This is a genomic window from Natrinema salifodinae, from assembly GCF_900110455.1.
Classification (GTDB): domain Archaea; phylum Halobacteriota; class Halobacteria; order Halobacteriales; family Natrialbaceae; genus Natrinema; species Natrinema salifodinae.
The window spans coordinates 382,461-398,578 of the sequence record NZ_FOIS01000004.1; the positions used below are offsets into that span (position 1 = coordinate 382,461).

The following is a 16,118-nucleotide window of genomic DNA, read 5'->3' on the forward strand; positions in this document are numbered from 1 at the left end:
ACGGAATACCGACACATGGACACGTTCCGATACACTAACGACCGCCGACTCGATCGCCGATCGTTCGTCTCGCTGCTTGGCACCACGACTGGCGCGCTCGCGCTTTCGGGGACGGCAGACGCAGCGGCGGCGACGGCGTCCGAAACCGAATCGGAAGCGAGTACAGCCGACGAACTCGACGCTCTCTCGTTTTACTCGCCGGCGAGCCAGGTGAGCCCGGAGTACGACGAACTCGCCGACGAGGACCACGTCCTCGCCTGGGCCTCCGCGGACGCGTACGTAACGATCGCGGACGGCGGCACCGACGCGGACGACGTCGTCGTCTACGAGAACGAGCGAATTCCGCTGATCTCCCGGGACGGACCCGTAATTGGAATTGGCAGCGCCGGCTTCGTGAGCGACGAGCGCGGCGGGTTCGACGTCGGCAACGAGGAGTTCCTGCTCAACGCGTGGGACGAACTCGTGGGCCCCGGGGGGACGGTGCTGTGGGACGAGAGCCACGAGCAGTACTGGGACCTCGCGAGCCACGAAACCTTCCGGCGCTACGCCGCGGACAACGGCTACGAACTCCGGGCGCTCGAGGAGTTCGAACCAGACGGCGCGACCCTCGAGTTCTACTCGGCGGCGAGCCAGGTGTCGCCGGCCGGCGACGCGCTCACCGGAGACCAGGCGGCGGCCGACGACGACCTCGACGTCCTCGCGTGGGCGGAGCCGACGGCGACGAACGTCGACCTGACGGGCGCGGAACCGTATCACTACGCCGACGACGAGCGGATTCCGCTGATCACCCGCGACGGTCGAGCGGTCGGATTCGGCGCGCCGTTCGTCGAGGACGCGAGCGATCACGACGAGAACCGGGCGTTCGTCCGCGGCGTCTGGGACGAGGTAATCGACGGCGAGACGGTTTACTGGGACGAGAGCCACGGGCAGTACTACGACGCGGGGCGGTTCGAGTCGTTCGTCGCCGACGCGGAAGCCGCCGGATACGCGGTCGACGGGACCGACGACCTGCTGGCGGTGCTCGGCGGGACGACCAGGAACGAAAACGGAGGTGATGACGCCACCGAGACTGAAGCCGAGGCTGGTTCCGACGCCGACGCTGATGCGGTCGTGATCACGACGCCCGAAACGCCGTTTTCCGACGACGAACTCGCGGCCCTCGAAGCTTTCGTCGACGACGGCGGCGCCGTCTTCCTCCACGATCAGTCCGACTACGGCGGCCACGACGAGACCGCGAATCTCAACGAAATCGCCGAGCGGCTCGACCTCGGGTTCCGCTTCAACGCCGACCAGGTCGTGGACGACGCGACCGGCTGGGATGACCACGTGTTCGCGACGACCGACTTCGACGAGACATCCCTTGGAGATGGGGCGGACGGCGTCGGCCTGGCGGACGCCGACGGACTCGTGATTACGACGCCCGAGCGACCGTTCGAAGCCGACGAGTTCGCGGCCCTCGAAGCCTTCGTCGACGACGGCGGCGCCGTCTTCCTGTTCGATCAGTCCGACTTCGGCGGGAACGACCGGACGGAGAACCTGAACGAAATCGCCGAGCGGCTGGCTCTCGCCTTCCGGTTCAACGGCGGTCAGGTCGAAGACGAAGTACAAAATGCCGGACCCGAATACGAACCGATTGCGACTGAGTTCTCCCCGGCGGTCGACTACTTCGCGGACCGGGACGGCATCGGCATCGAGTTCGACCGCGACGGTGAGTACGACGGGCGGATCGTCCGCGTCGTCGACGGTGACACGTTCGAGGTCGAGTTCGAGGGCGAGTACGGCTACCGCGAGGTCGTCCGCAGCGTCGGCGTCGACACCCCGGAGACGCCGCCGACGGGGAACGACCCCGAGGAGTGGTTCGGCGTCCCCGACGACGCCGACGAGCACCTCGAAACGTGGGGCGAGAACGCGACGGACTTCGCCCTCGAGCGCCTGGCGCCCGAGGGCGCGTCGGTCGACGAATCCGACATCGACGGCCGACACGTCAAACTGACGTTCGACGGCGCGGAGCCGATCCGCGGGAACTACGGCCGCTTGCTCGGCGACACGCGCTACGACCCCGACGAGTTCGCGGCCGATTTCGACGACGGGTCGTTCTCGGCGAACTACAACCGGGACCTGATCGAGGAAGGATACGCCCGGGTCTACTCCTCCGGATTTTCGTCCCACGACGAGTGGGCCGCACTCGAGGAGAGCGCCCTGGCCGACGGTCGCGGCGTCTGGTCGGCCGCCGACTTCGACGCGCTCTCCGAGATCCGCAACGAGCCCGTCGAGGAACTGTTCGTTCCCTCGGCCCGAAGTATCCGCAGCGCCCGCGATCGAAACGGGGGCCGGCTTCGGGACGACCGGATCGTCGTCTCGGCAAGCTCGAGTGCCGAGCAACGTCTGGACGACGGCGGCGTTGCGTACGACGATGACATCCCGCTGGTCGGCGTCGACAAGCGCCGCCGAGTTGCGCTCGTCGGCGGACTCGTGATCGACGAAACGTACGAGGAGAGCGAGGGATTCGGCGCGGACACCGGCGGCTACGGCAACTTCCCGTTCCTCACGAATCTGATCGACCGACTCTCCGAGACCGACGGCGACGTGCTCGTCGCCGGCGGCCAGGGCCAGTTCAACGCCGCCGGCTCGATCTCGCTCGAAGACTGCAAGTACTACCTCCGATACCTCGAAGGCGTCGGCCTGCGGTGCCGGCAGGTAAACGACCTTGCGGAGACGCTGCCGACCGAATCGGAGACGCCACGGGCAGTCTTGCTCAGCGCACCCGACCGACCGCTCACGACGGATGAAATCGTCGCCGTACGCCAGTTCCGAGCGGACGGCGGCGCGGTCGTTCTACTCGGGAGCGCGGACGCGCCGGCCGACCACACCCGAAATCTGAACGCGGTCGCCGAGCGACTGAACACGGCCCTCCGGTTCAACGCGGACGCGGTCGTCGATCCGGAACGGCACCTCGCGGACGATCCCGCAATCCTCGAGACGACGGCGTTCGACGGCTCGGCCCCGCTATTCGATGCCTACGGACCGTCGCCGGACGAAACCGACGGGGACGGCGGCAACGGTGCGGGAGGCGGGTGGACTGACGCGCCGGGACGGAGCGGCCAGGCGCCGGGGCACCGCGGATCCGGGCCGGGAGCCAGCGGGAACGCACCCGGACGCCGGAAGTAGACGCTCGGTCGTCGATTCAGGCGCGAACGCGCCGCCGGTCGAGGTCGGCTTCGAGCCGGTCGGCGGCCCGGAGCCGAAGCCGCTTCGCGCGTCGCTTCGAGACCCGCGAGTCGGGCAGTCGGTCCGCGAGCGGCTCGTAGGTCGACGGTGCAAAGCCGAAATCGCGCAGATAGCGCCGAACGGCGGAGCTTTCGAGCCCGTCGTGGATCGCCGCGTCGGTGATCTCTTCGACGGCGTCGAACGCGGGGAGCACGACCGCGTCGGTGTCGGGGTCGGTTCCGCTGCCAACGCCGTCACCGACTCCGATATCGCCGCTTCCGTCAACGGCCATTTCGCCGCCCTCGACGACCGTTCCGCGCTCGTCCGCTCGGGTGACCAGCGAGCGGACGTCGGCCGCGAGTTGGAGCGCCTGGCTCGGGAGCGCCGCGTCGGGCGAGCGCCACTCGACGGTCGGCATCGCTTTCCGCAGCCGGACCGGCGTCCAGACCGCGTCGTAGGTGCCGAACTCGTCGTCGAACGCGTCGGCGTCGACGCCGCGGTCGATCGCGCGCTCGCGGAACGTCTCGTAGGCGTCCTCGAGCCGTCGCTCCCAGTCGTCGACGCCGTCGACGTAGGGCCAGAGCTGACCCTGATCGGGGCAGGTCTCGTAACACGACCGCCGATAGAGGAATGGGCGTGCGCACTCGAGGATGCGCTCGCCGCGGTAGTGCGACGCGCTGTTGACGAGCGCGAAGGCGGGGTCGAGCGCGGTCAGGGCGTTCAGCTGGTCGACGACGTTCGACTGCTCGAAATGGATGTGGGTCCCGGCACAGACCCTCGCGTCGTCGAAGGTCGGGCCGACGATCCGGCGCTGGAGGTCGGTCCCCCGTTTCTCGCGGTAGGGGATCTCCGACGGGGCGGCGTACAGCGGCGTTGCAAGCGGGACGAGCCGCTTGTCCTCCTCGCGCGCCGCGTCGACGACTGTTCCGATCAGCTCCCGGAACTCGTCGCGGAGTTCGGCCATCGACCGGCAGGGGGTCGTTTTGATCTCGAGCATCGGCTCGACGAATTCGGGATCGACCTGCTCCGAGACGTCGAGCAGTGTATCGGGCGAGACCAGGTCACCGTCCGTATCGACGACCCAGTACTCGACCTCGAGGCTGGTTTTCATGGATGTCTCCGTTGACGGGTGGTAGGGAGCGGCCCGCGAGCAAACCGGCCCCGGGCCGTGACTGTCGGACGGCGGACCGCGGTCGACGACCGAGTTCCCGTCGGGAACCGATCGCGACCGGCCGTCCGATGGTAGTTCTTCTTTTTGGATTCGGTGCTAGGGACGATTCGCGCGAAGGCGTTGAGCCTGCGTACGCAGGCGAGAGATCAGCGGAGAGAGGCGGTGAGACCCTCGTGATCAGGAGGAACAAACCCCACGAAACGATCACAGCGGTGAGGGACGGCCCTACTAACACCGGTGTTACGTGGTTGCGCCGAAGTCTCTGCCGCATTGATACCCCTGCGGTAACACTATGTAACTACATGAGCAGCGAGACGGCTTCGGACGATTCGACAGTATCGGTGATCGTGGTCGGCGGCGGTCCCGCCGGCCTGAACGCGGCCCTCTTTACCGCGAAGGACGGCATCAAGACGACGGTCTTCGACACCGACGAGACCTGGATGCACAAGGCCCACCTCTTCAACTACCTCGGAATCGGCTCCGTCGGCGGCAGCGAGTTCATGGCGACGGCTCGCCAACAGGTCGATGATCTCGGCGCCGACCGCCGGCAGGGCGAGCGAGTGACCGACGTCGAGGAAACCGCCGACGGATTCGCGGTCGAAACCGAGGACGGCGAATACGAGGCCGACTACGTCGTGCTCGCGACGGGTGCGAACCGCGAACTCGCAGAAGCGCTCGGTTGCGAGTTCACCGACGAGGGCGTCGTCGACGTCGGCGTCGACATGGAGACCAGCGTCGCCGGCGCGTACGCGACCGGCGCGATGGTCCGTCCGGAGGAGTGGCAGGCCGCCATCGCCGTCGGCGACGGGGCCGCCGCAGCACTCAACATCCTCTCGGACGTACGTGGAGAACACTTCCACGACTTCGACGTACCCGCGGACGCCTCGCGCGTCTTCGGCGAACTGGTCGCGGAGTAATTCACTATGTCAGAGGAACACCGAAACCCAGTCACGCCGGACCTCCCGGACAGCCCCGTCCACACGACGGGTACCGACCACATCACCATCTGGGGGAGCAACGAGGACGACACGATCGAGTTCTATCGCGACCTCCTCGGGATGCCCCTCGTGCTCCGCCAGCCGAACCTCGACGATCCCTCGCAGACGCACCTGTTCTTCGACACGGGCGACGGCCGCATCCTGACGTTCTTCGTCAGCGACGACCGGCCCTCCGCCCGCGGCCAGCGCGCCGGCGTCGGGGCCGTCCACCACCTCTGTTTCAGCGTCGATCCCGACGAGTACGAGGACACGATGGACGCGCTCGACGAGGCCGGTCACGGCTACAACGTCTTCGACCGCGGCATCTTCCACTCGATCTACACCCGCGACAACAACGGCCTGGTCATCGAACTCTCGACGGACAAGTACGAGATCCCCAATGACCGCCGGGGAGAAGTCCTCGCGAAGGCCCAGGAACTCCGCGAGGAAGACGGCGCCGAGTACGCCAAGGACGAGCACCTCCGGGCCGCGATCGACGAAGTCGGCCTCGAGGTCGTCGAACACGACCTTCCTGACGCCAGCGCCGGCGTCGGTGGTGTCGAATGAGCACCGGGAGTGACGACCGCGTCGACGGGCCCCACCAGGGTCAGCCGCTTCGCACCGCCGGTACCCCTCTCGACGAGGCCGAGGCCGCGGTCGTGCTCACCCACGGCCGCGGCGCGACCGCTCAGGGGATGCTCCAGATGGCCGACGAGGTCCACCGCGAGAGCGTCGCCTTCCTCGCCCCGCAGGCGGCCCGCCGGACCTGGTACCCCAACTCGTTTCTCGCACCCGTCGCGGACAACGAGCCGGGTCGGTCCTCGGGCCTTCAGGCGATCAGCGACGCAATCGCCGAAGCCGACGACGCCGGCATCCCGACCGAGCGCGTCATGCTGATCGGCTTCTCGCAGGGCGCCTGCCTGGCCAGCGAGTTCCTCGCGCGCAACCCGCGCCGGTACGGCGGCCTGGCCGCGCTGAGCGGCGGGCTCATCGGCGAGGACCTCGACGACGAGTACCCCGGCGACCTCGAGGGGACGCCGGTCTTCCTGGGCTGTAGCGACGTCGACCCGCACATCCCCGAGGAGCGCGTCCACGACACGGCCGACGCGTTCGAGTCCATGGACGCCGACGTGACCGAGCGCCTCTACGAGGGGATGGGCCACGGCATCAACGAGGACGAGATGGCGGTCGTCTCGGAGATGGTCGCGGCGCTGGTCGAGGACTGAGTCGGAGACGGGCACGAAGTCGGAATCGGATTTGAAGGTGCAATCGTAAAATCGCACCCGAGAACGCGATCTTCTCCTACCCGCTCTCGGTGACGGCGGCGTACGTGTCGAGATAGCCCGCGCCGTAGTACTTGTTCTCGTACTCGTCTGGCCGGTCCGCGGTCCGCTGTAAGACGTTCCGAACCTGATTTCCGTTGAGCGACGACGCCGCGCTGTTCACGAGCGCGACGGCGCCGGTGACCTGCGGCGCGGCCATCGACGTGCCGGCCAGCCAGTCGTAGCCGTACTCGGCGCCGCGGTACTCGCCGGTCTCCTCGTCGAACTGCGGGATCGCGACCGCGTTCAGCACGTCGTCGGTCCGGTACTCGCCACCGTTGCCGCCTGGCGCCGCGAGGTCGATCGCGCCGACCCCGTGGGTCGTGTAGGTCGACGGCGAGTACGCGGGCTCGTCGGCGTCGCCGGTTTCGGGATCGAAGCCGACTGGGCCCGTCGAACTCGTCGTGAGCCCGCCGGCCGTCTGGGACGAGTCGGTCTCGTCCTCGTTGAACTGGAGGCTCTCGCCCCAGTTGCCGGACGCGTGGGCGTGGATCGTCCCGTTCCGTCGCGCGTAGTTTCCGACCCGCTGGTGGACCTCGCCCCAGAATTTCCCCCAGCCGTCCGATCGCATCCGCCAGGTCCAGCCGAGGCTGAGGTTGGCGGCGTCGCAACCGATCTCCGTCGCGTAGACGAGGGCGGCCATCACAGATCCGTAGTAGGTCTCGCCCCAGTAGTCGGGCGGGAGGTCCCCGCCGTCGGTGCCCGCGCTCGCGCTCTCGGGTGACGCGCCGAAGACGCGCAGATCGACGAGTTCGGCGTCCGGCGCGGAGCCGACGACGCCGCGTTCGGTGTCGTCGGCGGCGACGATCCCCGCGACGTGGGTGCCGTGGGTGCCGCCGTAGGGCCCCCCGACGCCGTAATCGTCGTTCGCGAAGCTCTTCGAGCGCTCGAGGTTGACCCGCCCTTCGAGTGCGGGGTGGCCCGCGGCGATCCCGGAGTCGATTATCGCGACGCGGCTCCCATCGCCGCGCGTGATCTCGTGGGTCTCCGAGATGCGCTGGTCGCGCTTGTCCCACTGGTATTTCGACAGGTCCTCTGCTTCCGCCGCTGACACGGTCTCGGATCGTCGGACCGGCCCGTACGGGTCGGAGTCGATTCGAACGTCCGGCGCGAAGTCCGCGCCCGCGTCCTCGAGTTGCGCTTCCGAGGCCCGAACCACGAGGAGGTCCACGGGATCGAGCGCGTGGACGACGTCGACCGAATCCTCGTCGCGGAGGCTCTCGCGATCGACGACGAACCGCCGTCGGGATCCGGACTCCGAGGCTGCAGCGACGCCAGTCGCGGCGAGCGTCAGGCCACCGAGCGAGACGCCGGTCCGTCGGAGGAGCGTTCTACGTCGCATGGGCTATCGGAGTCGAGTGCCGCGGCCGCGGTCACTGCCGTCGTGGGGGTCGTCGATGTCCTCGGCGATCGGCATGTCGAAGTACGCCCTCTCGTCGACTTCGTGGACCGAGCCGTCCGCGATCCGTTCGAACGTGGCCATGAACGCTTCGACGGAGACTTTCACCATCGTTCCGCGGGCCTTGTGACCGCGGTCGTCGCTCTGGTGGGAGACCTCGTAGAGCGCCCCCGCGGCGTCGGTCTGCGGACAGAGCGCGTCGAGATACGAGCCCCAGAGCGGGCCGTAGGCGTACCGCGTGATCGTGTCCAACCGGCCGCCGAATCGATCCGTTCGCTCCGGGACCAGGCCGCCGAGTTGCAGGGAGCGCGTCTGCGCGTCGACGGACATGAACGGGTTCCCCTGGCCGACCCAGGGCGCGTAGTCGACGCCGTCGAGACCGGCGTACGTCGGTCCGTACGGCGCCATCACGCTCATGATCGACTGCCAGTCCCGATCCGAATGTCCGTCGGCCGAGTCGGGAACGGCGGTCGGGCCCTGATGGTGGTGCGTGAGCGCCCAGTCGGGGTCGGCCTCGAGGAACGAGTCGGTGACCGCTCGCGTCTCCGGATTGAGGTTCAAGCCGGCGCTCCAGATTTCCTCGTAGGGCCTCCCGTCCTCCGACTCGAGCGGGATCTCGTCGACGGGGACGTTCAGGTAGCCGAGCCCCGCCTCTTCGTCCTCGACGTCCCACCACGCCGCCGGTTCGTCGCCCGGAGTGAACCCTGGAATGATACTGAATCCCCGGTTCAGATCGTATCCGGGGACATCCAGGTTGTACGCGTAAGAGTTCGCGTTGATATAACGCGAATCGCCGGCGTCCCACTCCGTCGTGTTGTACCGCCGCTGGCGGAACTCGCCGTCCGTTCCGAGCCCGTCGTCGCCGACGAAGTTCGCGCCGTCCGGATTCGCCCGCGGCACGATCGTGATCGTCAGCGCGTCCAGGATCGCCTCGACCTCCGGGGCGGACCCGGTCGCGAGCCGCCGCAGGATCTCGACCATCGCCTCCGCGCCGGTCGGTTCGTCGCCGTGGATCTGATTGATAACGTGAACGCTCTCGTCGCCATCGCCGACGGTCACCTCCCAGATCGGATTGCCGCGTCCGGCGGACTCCCCGATCTGATCGAGTTCGATGCGGTCGCTCCGCTCGGCGATCCCCCGTAGCCGCTCGCCGAGCTGTTCGTTATCGAGGTATCCGTCGTAGTTGACGGCCCGCTCGTTCGGTGCCCAGGGACCCCCCGGTCGGTAGTCGTCTCGCGCGCTCGCCGTCCCAACCAGGCCGAGTCCGCTGGCTGTCAGGCCGGCCTCGATGAATCGTCGTCGATACATGGTGATAGTCAAATGTTATAATCAGAGAACGGGAAATAAATCTTCGCGTTACATACATAGTTGCGATAATCTGTCGTCCGAACCCAGATATTTAACTCGTGACACTCCCGCCTCGATACTTGTAAAATCGGTCGAAAACCGCTTGCACTGCCGAACGGTCGCGTGCGGTCCGTCGCAGCGGTCGCAGACTATCCTCGTCTCGGCCGGCGGTTCCTGTTCTCGAAGCCGTCTCCACGGCTCGCGTTACTCGCCGTTCCGAATCGAGGTCTTCGCAGGCTCAGACCTCGCCGTCCTCAAACCGAAACGTGCCGTCCCGCTGGACGGCCGCTCTGTCGACCTCGATGAACGAGTCGCTCCGACCTTTTCCGCTCGGGTTGCCTTCGGCAACCCGTCGCGCAAAAACGTCGATGAAAAAGCCGCGACTCACTGCCGTTCGTCGCGGGTGCCATCACGACGGCACTCCGATCGCCGTTCGGTTGACCACGGTTCGGAGCGAACGAAGCAAGTGCGAGTCGCGCTACTCCTCGAAGCCGTCCTCGAACCGGAACGTGCCGTCCCGCTGGACGACCTCTCCGTCGACCTCGATGAACGAGTCCTCGCTCATGTCGACGATCATGTCGACGTGGACCGCGGAGTCGTTGGCAACGTTGCCCTCGCCGACGGTGTCGTCGTAGGCCCGGCCGACGGCCATGTGGACCGTATCGCCCATCTTCTCGTCGAAGAGCATGTTGTACGTGAACCGGTCGATGTCGCGGTTCATCCCGATCCCGAGTTCGCCCAGGCGGCGCGCGCCGTCGTCGGTGTTCAGGACCTCGGTCAGGACGTCCTCGTTTTTCGCCGCCGAGTGCTGGACGACCTCACCGCCCTCGAACTCGAGGTAGACGTCCGTGATCTCCCGGCCCTGGTGATAGAGCGGCATGTCGAACAGGACCTCGCCCTCGACGCTGTCCGGCTGGGGTGCGGTGAAGACCTCGCCGCCGGGGAGGTTGTGCTCGCCGTGGTCGTTGATCGTCGGGTTGCCCGCGACGGACATCGTCACGTCCGTCTCGTCGCCGCTGACGATCCGGACCTCCTCGGCGGGGTCCATGATCTCGACCATGTTCGCCTGGTGCTCGCGCTGTTCCTCCCAGTCCTTGTTGACGGCGTCCCAGACGAAGTTCTCGTACCCCTCCGTGCTCATCTCGGCCAGTTGGGCGTTGGCCGGCGCGGGGAACTGCGTGAGACACCACCGCTTCGAGAGGCGCTCCTCGAGAATGGGGCGGTGGGCCTGCTGGTAGGCCGAACTGGTCTCGGGGTCGACGTCGCTGGTCTGCGTGACGTTGTCGCTGCCTCGGATAGCGATGTAGACGTCGGTGTTCTGAATGAGCGCGAGTTCGTGTTCGGGCGTGTCGAACTCGCCGTCGGACGACCGGAGGTAGGCGCGCTGGCTGCGCTTGCCCGTTCGCTGGCTGGTGGTGACGGGGTTGGCGCCGCGCTCGCCGATTACCTCGTGGAGGGCGACGACCAGGTCCTCGGCGACCGGGTGGGCGTCGACGACGACGTTATCGCCCGCCTCGAGGTCGACCGAGTGGTCCGCGATGATCTCCGCGTGTTCGCGAATGCGTGGGTCCATGCCCCGGTATTGACGGGGGGAGGAAAAAACGGTTCGTGATGAGGAACCGGCGCGGTCAGGGGTCGATCGCGTTCGAGTTTCGGTCCGTCCCGTGGCCGTCGATCGGAGGACGCGAGGGCGGATCGGTCGATCCGGCTTCGAACCCGTCGCCCGAGACGTGATCTCGGAGGAACGAGACCGTCGCGGCCGTCAAAACGAGCACGAACGGCGCCGTCCCGACCAGCGCGAGCAGGATCCCCGCGCCGCCGGCGCTGACGAACAGGGACAGGACCACCGAGGCGACGACCGTCGCGCCGACGTGCCAGAGCGCGAAACTGAGAACCGGCCCGCCCGACGTCGTGAGCCGGACCGAGCGGCAAAACGCCTCGACGACGCCCGCGTCGTCGACGACGAACAGGAACGGCGCGGGATAGAAGACGTAGGAGACGACCGCGACGATCGGTATCGCGAGCAACAGCAGCGCCGGAGCGACCGCGAGCACCGGGATCGTCAGCAGGAACGCCCCGAACACGAGGAGGTTGTACAGGATAAACCGCGGCGCGTAGGCGGCGATACACGACGGGATCGAAGCCGGTTCGTCGCGGAGCCGTCGGTCGATACCGCCGACGTACCCCGCCGCCAGCACGCCCGCGACCAGCGCGTACCCGACCAGCGCCATGCCGAGCCAGGCGAGCGCCTCGGGGCCGACCGACTCGGTCGAGAGCGAGAGGACGTCGACGGGCGTCTCGATCGTCGTGTCGAGACCGCCGGTTCGGGACGACCCGGTCGGCGTCGGTTCGACGGTCGGACCGGGTGACGCGGGGTCGTCGCCGAACGAGGGAGTACCCGACGGCTCCGACGTCGTCCGCGGAGACAGTCGGGGCGTCGACGGCGGATCGGCGAACGTCCACAGGGTCGGTAACGGCGTCGGGAGGACGAACTCGAACGTGATCGAGAATCCCCGACCGGCGGCGGCGAACGCGCGGCGGAGCTTCCGAAACTCCAGCAGCGACGCGACCAGCGGGACGGGTACGAAGGGAAGCAACTCGTCGAATCGATCGATAGCTCGCGAGGTATGTCGGTGAAACGGGTTCCGACCTCGGCGGACGGAGCCTGAGCCGTCGGACCGCGGCGGCCCGTTGGCCGGTGACCCGGAATCGGAAGCGGGAGCGGGGACCATACGGGGCCGTAGATATGATAGTATATTGAACGTGTCGGTACGGATGAATTATTTGCCGATCGCGTGACGCGACACGCGTCCTCCCGATCCGCTTCGTCCGCCGACGACTGACCGCGTCGGAGCGAACCGATTCCGTCGTCTCGCCCCGATCGAAACTGGTGGAGTATTTCAGCGTCGTCCCGGTAGCAGTCCCTATGATCGATCTGCGCTCCGACACCGTGACGACGCCTGACGACGCGATGCGCCAGGCGGCCGCGACCGCCGACGTCGGCGACGACGTCTACGGCGAGGATCCGACGGTGAACGAACTCGAGGCCCGCGTCGCCGACCGGCTCGGGACCGAGGCGGCGCTGTACTGCCCGACGGGAACGATGGCGAACCAGGTCGCTGCGCGCGTCCATACCGAGCGCGGACAGGAGGTACTCGCCGACCGGCGGAGCCACGTCGTGAAGTACGAACTCGGCGGCTTCGCCCAGCACTCCGCGCTGCAGGTCCGGATGTTCGACGCCGACCGCGGCGTCCCGTCACCCGAACGGGTCGGCGAGGGCGTCGTCACGGAGGACCTCCATCGCCCCGGGACCGGCCTGCTCTGTCTCGAAAACACGCACAACGCACGCGGCGGACTCGCGATCGAGCCCGAGCGGATCGCCGCGGCGGCCGAGGCTGCACACGAGCACGACGTCCCGGTCCACCTCGACGGCGCGCGGCTGTTCAACGCCGCGACCGCCCTCGACGTCCCCATCACCGACCTCACGGAGCCCGTCGACACCGTCATGGTCTCGCTCTCGAAGGGCTTGGGCGCGCCCGTCGGGTCGATGCTCGCCGGCCCCGAGGCGTTCATCGAGCGCGCCCGCCGCACCCGCAAGCTGTTCGGCGGCGGGATGCGCCAGGCGGGCCTCGTCGCGGCCCCCGGACTCGAAGCGCTCGAGAACGTCGCGGACCTCGCGACCGATCACGAGAACGCGCAGCGCCTGGCGGACGGTCTGGCGGCCGTCGACGGTATCAGCGTGCAGGCGCCGGAGACGAACATCGTCCTCGCGGACGTCGCGGAGACGGGCATCGAGACCGACACAGTGGTCGAGCGCCTGCGCGAGCGGGAGGTGTTGGCGACCGCCTTCGGGCCGACGACGATCCGGTTCTGTACGCACCGCGACGTGACTCGCGCAGATGTCGAGGAGGCAGTCGAGCGAATCGAGACGGCGCTGGCCTGAAGCGCGGGAGCGAGAGCGCGGGAGTCGGCGACGGCAAACCGGAAATCCGAATCGAGGGCCGGCTCAGCGACCGCGCATCCCGTCGCGGAACTCGAGGACCGTCCGCCGGAGGAGCAGATAGAAGAAGAAGATCAGCGAGAGCAGGATCAGGACGACCGCGATGATGACGGGATCGTCTGGAATGAGGCCGGTGATGAGGTCCAGCATACGCCCCGAGTACACTATCGGGAAGGTTAATCGTTTCGACCGGATTCGATTGAATCCGTGCGACGGGTTCGATAACTAAAATGCGTATTTCAGCTTGCGCTGAGTATAACGGAGGGCGGCTCGTAGCCACTACTGCGCCTCGATCGCCAGCCCACCAGCCCGACGCCACACCTGCCACCGGGGAACGCCCTCGGGATCGAGGCCAGTCGCTCGCCCCCGCCGGTCACGCCAGGCCGTCCCTCGAGTCGCGCCCGCTGACGACGCGACCGATCGCTGACGGCCGGGTGACCGCCGTCCTGACGCCGCTCTCGGCCCAGATTCGACGCTGGACCCGCCGAGTGCCGCGATCCCGCTGACGCGACGCCGTTTCGTCGGCGGTCGTCTCGTTCCGTTTCCTGCCGCACCGAATCGATCGAGAGCGATCGTACTGGACGAGATGTCGGTTACGGGTCAGCTATACGGACGGAATCTCGACCGTCTCGATCACCGTCCCGTCCGGCTCGCGGATCTCGCCCGCCAGGCCGCCGGCGTCGAGTTCTTCGAATACGGCGAAGCCGGGCCGGTTGCCCCGCGGGTCGGCGTGACTGCCGGGATTCAGCAGGCGGACGTCCGCGGTCTCGACGACCGTTGGGCGGTGGCTGTGCCCGAAGACGACGACGTCGGCCCCGCGCGAGCGGCCGAACATCGCCAGGCCGGTCTCGCCGCCGTCCCGCCGGTGGGTAAGAGCGAACCGGACGCCGGCCTCCTCGACGACACGGGCCGTCGGCAGGCGGTCGCGGACCGCCATCGAGTCGGCGTTGCCGTGGACCGCGAACAGTTGGGTGCATTCCTCCCGAAAGGCGTCGAGAGCCGCCTCGCTCGTGAAATCGCCCGCGTGGAGGACGATATCGGCGTTCCGAGCGGCGGCCAGCGCCTCCCCCTCGAGTTCGTGGCCGTCGCTGCTGTGCGTGTCCGAGAAGATCGCGATCATGGTGGCCCTTCGCCCGTCGCCGAAAGAGTCCTTTCGGATGTGGTCGCCGTTCCCTGCGGAATCGCGGTCGAGAACGACGGCGACCGGCTCTAGAACGGCTCACACTTTAGGATCGATCGGGTGTAGTGTCCAGCGATGGCCAGTAGCACCTCCGTCGTGCTCGCGGCGCTGTTCGCGAACGGCGCGATCGCAGTCCTGAAGTTCGGCGGCTTTCTGCTCACCGGCAGTCCAGCGATGTTGTCGGAGACGTACCACTCGATCTCGGACACGGGAAACCAGGTCTTCCTGCTGATCGGCATCAAGTACGGCGCACAGGAGGCGAATCGGTCTCACCCGTTCGGTCACGGGAAGGCACAGTTCTTCTACAGCTTCCTCGTCAGCGTCATGCTGTTCGGCATCGCCGGCTGGGAGAGCGCGAAGCACGGTTACGACGCGCTGACCCACGGCGGCGTTCACCGGGCCAACGAGCCGGTTACGCTGCTCGGCGCGACGTTCGATCCGGTCTACGTCAACTACGCGGTGTTGCTCGGCGCGATCGCCTTCGAGACCTACGCGTTCCGGAAGGCCTACCAGGGGATCAGCCGCCAGATGCACGAGCACGGCTGGGAGAGCCTCCGCGAGGCGTTCAGCAAGACCAGCGACGTGACGACGCTGACCGCGCTCACCGAGGACACCATCGCGCTCGCCGGCGCGGGGATCGCTCTCTTCGGGGTCTACCTGACCCGGACCACCGGGAACCCGATGTACGACGCCGGGGCCGCCCTCGTTATCGGTCTCCTGCTCATGGGCTTCGCCGTCGCGCTGGCGCTCGAGAACAAGCGGCTCCTCCTCGGCGAGAGCCTTCCCGAACCCGCCGAGGACGAACTCCGCCGGATCGTCGCCGACTGGGACGGGGTTACCGACCTCGTCGACTTCCGGACCGTTTACTTCGGCGCCGAGGAGTTGCTGATCACCGCCGATGTCGCGTTCGACCCCGACCTCGACACCGACGAGATCGACGAGCGCATCTCCGCGATCGAACGCACGCTGATCGACCACGATGACCAGGTGCAGAAGGTCTACATCGAGCCCGAAACGTAGCCGGTGACCGGTTCGGGCGGTTCAGTCGGTTTAGTCCGAGCGCGTTACGTTCCGGATTCGCCGCTCTCCTCGTCGCGATCGTCGTAGCCCGCCACGACCGTCGACCCCGGCGGCCGGTCGTTCAGCACCGCTGTCACCGTCGTCTCCTCGAGGTCGACGGTCGACTCCAGCGGCTCCCATCCCTCCTCGGTCTCGACGGCGACCGCGACGTCCGTCGGACTCGCGCCAGGCGGCAGCCGAGAGGGATCGTAGACGAGCGAAATACTGACCGCCTCGATCGCCTTTAGCTCGTCGACGGCGCTCAGGTCGACGGGATCGGCGAGGGCGTCGACCGGCGCTTCGACGCCGCTCTTCTCGAGGTCGAACTCGTCGGGGACGACGCCGGCGACGAGGGCGACGCGGGCTCCCGCGCTCTCGAGGGTATATTCGGCGACGTTACTCGAATCGTATCCGGGAATCGCCATACCGGAGGCAGGGACTCGAGACACATGGCCC

The 16,118-nt window shown here is 67.6% G+C and carries 14 protein-coding genes; 6 read left to right on the forward strand and 8 right to left on the reverse strand.

What is annotated here, in order from left to right; all coding sequences use genetic code 11:
• The first annotated feature begins 15 nt into the window (after positions 1-15).
• Positions 16-3,168, forward strand: a complete 3,153-nt coding sequence (locus BMY29_RS16245; protein ID WP_049990029.1) for a thermonuclease family protein — start codon at positions 16-18, stop codon at positions 3,166-3,168.
• Positions 3,169-3,184: 16 nt separating this feature from the next.
• Here the strand turns inward: BMY29_RS16245 and BMY29_RS16250 are convergent, their stop codons facing one another.
• Entirely contained in the window at positions 3,185-4,318 is a 1,134-nt protein-coding gene (locus tag BMY29_RS16250) for a glutamate-cysteine ligase family protein (protein WP_049990030.1), read from the reverse strand.
• A gap of 362 nt (positions 4,319-4,680) precedes the next feature.
• On the opposite strand from BMY29_RS16250, the gene BMY29_RS16255 reads away from it, so the two are divergent.
• From BMY29_RS16255 to BMY29_RS16265, 3 genes are read left to right on the forward strand one after another with little or no spacing between them, the layout of a single operon-like run.
• Positions 4,681-5,295, forward strand: coding sequence for an NAD(P)/FAD-dependent oxidoreductase (locus tag BMY29_RS16255; RefSeq protein ID WP_049990031.1), 615 nt, complete (start codon positions 4,681-4,683; stop codon positions 5,293-5,295).
• A gap of 6 nt (positions 5,296-5,301) precedes the next feature.
• Entirely contained in the window at positions 5,302-5,922 is a 621-nt protein-coding gene (locus tag BMY29_RS16260) for a VOC family protein (RefSeq protein ID WP_049990032.1), read from the forward strand.
• Positions 5,919-6,581: an alpha/beta hydrolase gene (locus tag BMY29_RS16265; protein WP_049990033.1), complete on the forward strand. Its 663-nt coding sequence runs from the start codon at positions 5,919-5,921 to the stop codon at positions 6,579-6,581. Before BMY29_RS16260 ends, BMY29_RS16265 begins: the two co-directional genes overlap by 4 nt.
• 76 nt (positions 6,582-6,657) lie before the next feature.
• Here BMY29_RS16265 and BMY29_RS16270 read toward each other — a convergent pair whose 3' ends face one another.
• The 4 genes from BMY29_RS16270 to BMY29_RS16285 all read right to left on the reverse strand — a co-directional run bounded on the left by BMY29_RS16270 (position 6,658) and on the right by BMY29_RS16285 (position 12,020).
• Positions 6,658-8,019, reverse strand: a complete 1,362-nt coding sequence (locus BMY29_RS16270) for a S8 family peptidase (RefSeq protein WP_049990034.1) — start codon at positions 8,017-8,019, stop codon at positions 6,658-6,660.
• A 3-nt stretch (positions 8,020-8,022) separates the two neighbouring features.
• Positions 8,023-9,384, reverse strand: a complete 1,362-nt coding sequence (locus BMY29_RS16275; protein ID WP_049990035.1) for a M14 family zinc carboxypeptidase — start codon at positions 9,382-9,384, stop codon at positions 8,023-8,025.
• 517 nt (positions 9,385-9,901) lie between these two features.
• On the reverse strand, positions 9,902-10,996 hold the full coding sequence (locus tag BMY29_RS16280) for an aminopeptidase (protein WP_049990036.1): 1,095 nt from the start codon (positions 10,994-10,996) through the stop codon (positions 9,902-9,904).
• A gap of 55 nt (positions 10,997-11,051) precedes the next feature.
• Positions 11,052-12,020, reverse strand: coding sequence for a hypothetical protein (locus BMY29_RS16285; protein ID WP_143067726.1), 969 nt, complete (start codon positions 12,018-12,020; stop codon positions 11,052-11,054).
• Between the two features lie 329 nt (positions 12,021-12,349).
• Between BMY29_RS16285 and BMY29_RS16290 the strand changes: the two genes are divergently transcribed.
• On the forward strand, positions 12,350-13,366 hold the full coding sequence (locus BMY29_RS16290; RefSeq protein ID WP_049990038.1) for a threonine aldolase family protein: 1,017 nt from the start codon (positions 12,350-12,352) through the stop codon (positions 13,364-13,366).
• A 63-nt stretch (positions 13,367-13,429) separates the two neighbouring features.
• Here BMY29_RS16290 and BMY29_RS21210 read toward each other — a convergent pair whose 3' ends face one another.
• Positions 13,430-13,573 (reverse strand): DUF7859 family protein, encoded by a 144-nt coding sequence (locus BMY29_RS21210; RefSeq protein ID WP_173424901.1) that lies wholly within the window; start codon positions 13,571-13,573, stop codon positions 13,430-13,432.
• Between the two features lie 454 nt (positions 13,574-14,027).
• Complete coding sequence (locus tag BMY29_RS16295; RefSeq protein WP_049990039.1) at positions 14,028-14,543, reverse strand: metallophosphoesterase; 516 nt, start codon at positions 14,541-14,543, stop codon at positions 14,028-14,030.
• Positions 14,544-14,678: 135 nt separating this feature from the next.
• On the opposite strand from BMY29_RS16295, the gene BMY29_RS16300 reads away from it, so the two are divergent.
• Positions 14,679-15,623 carry a cation diffusion facilitator family transporter gene (locus tag BMY29_RS16300; protein WP_049990040.1) on the forward strand — a complete coding sequence of 315 codons (945 nt, stop codon included), beginning with the start codon at positions 14,679-14,681 and terminating at the stop codon, positions 15,621-15,623.
• A gap of 44 nt (positions 15,624-15,667) precedes the next feature.
• Here the strand turns inward: BMY29_RS16300 and BMY29_RS16305 are convergent, their stop codons facing one another.
• Positions 15,668-16,087, reverse strand: coding sequence for a hypothetical protein (locus BMY29_RS16305; RefSeq protein WP_049990041.1), 420 nt, complete (start codon positions 16,085-16,087; stop codon positions 15,668-15,670).
• Positions 16,088-16,118: the final 31 nt, after the last annotated feature.

Excerpts from the sequence above, each read along its gene's own strand:
- BMY29_RS16255 (WP_049990031.1), top strand. The coding sequence starts at position 4,681 with ATGAGCAGCGAGACGGCTTCGGACGATTCGACAGTATCGGTGATCGTG.
- BMY29_RS16270 (WP_049990034.1), bottom strand. The coding sequence starts at position 8,019 with ATGCGACGTAGAACGCTCCTCCGACGGACCGGCGTCTCGCTCGGTGGC.
- BMY29_RS16305 (WP_049990041.1), bottom strand. The coding sequence starts at position 16,087 with ATGGCGATTCCCGGATACGATTCGAGTAACGTCGCCGAATATACCCTC.
- BMY29_RS16275 (WP_049990035.1), bottom strand. The coding sequence starts at position 9,384 with ATGTATCGACGACGATTCATCGAGGCCGGCCTGACAGCCAGCGGACTC.
- BMY29_RS16280 (WP_049990036.1), bottom strand. The coding sequence starts at position 10,996 with ATGGACCCACGCATTCGCGAACACGCGGAGATCATCGCGGACCACTCG.
- BMY29_RS16295 (WP_049990039.1), bottom strand. The coding sequence starts at position 14,543 with ATGATCGCGATCTTCTCGGACACGCACAGCAGCGACGGCCACGAACTC.
- BMY29_RS16300 (WP_049990040.1), top strand. The coding sequence starts at position 14,679 with ATGGCCAGTAGCACCTCCGTCGTGCTCGCGGCGCTGTTCGCGAACGGC.
- BMY29_RS16260 (WP_049990032.1), top strand. The coding sequence starts at position 5,302 with ATGTCAGAGGAACACCGAAACCCAGTCACGCCGGACCTCCCGGACAGC.
- BMY29_RS16250 (WP_049990030.1), bottom strand. The coding sequence starts at position 4,318 with ATGAAAACCAGCCTCGAGGTCGAGTACTGGGTCGTCGATACGGACGGT.
- BMY29_RS21210 (WP_173424901.1), bottom strand. The coding sequence starts at position 13,573 with ATGCTGGACCTCATCACCGGCCTCATTCCAGACGATCCCGTCATCATC.
- BMY29_RS16245 (WP_049990029.1), top strand. The coding sequence starts at position 16 with ATGGACACGTTCCGATACACTAACGACCGCCGACTCGATCGCCGATCG.
- BMY29_RS16290 (WP_049990038.1), top strand. The coding sequence starts at position 12,350 with ATGATCGATCTGCGCTCCGACACCGTGACGACGCCTGACGACGCGATG.
- BMY29_RS16265 (WP_049990033.1), top strand. The coding sequence starts at position 5,919 with ATGAGCACCGGGAGTGACGACCGCGTCGACGGGCCCCACCAGGGTCAG.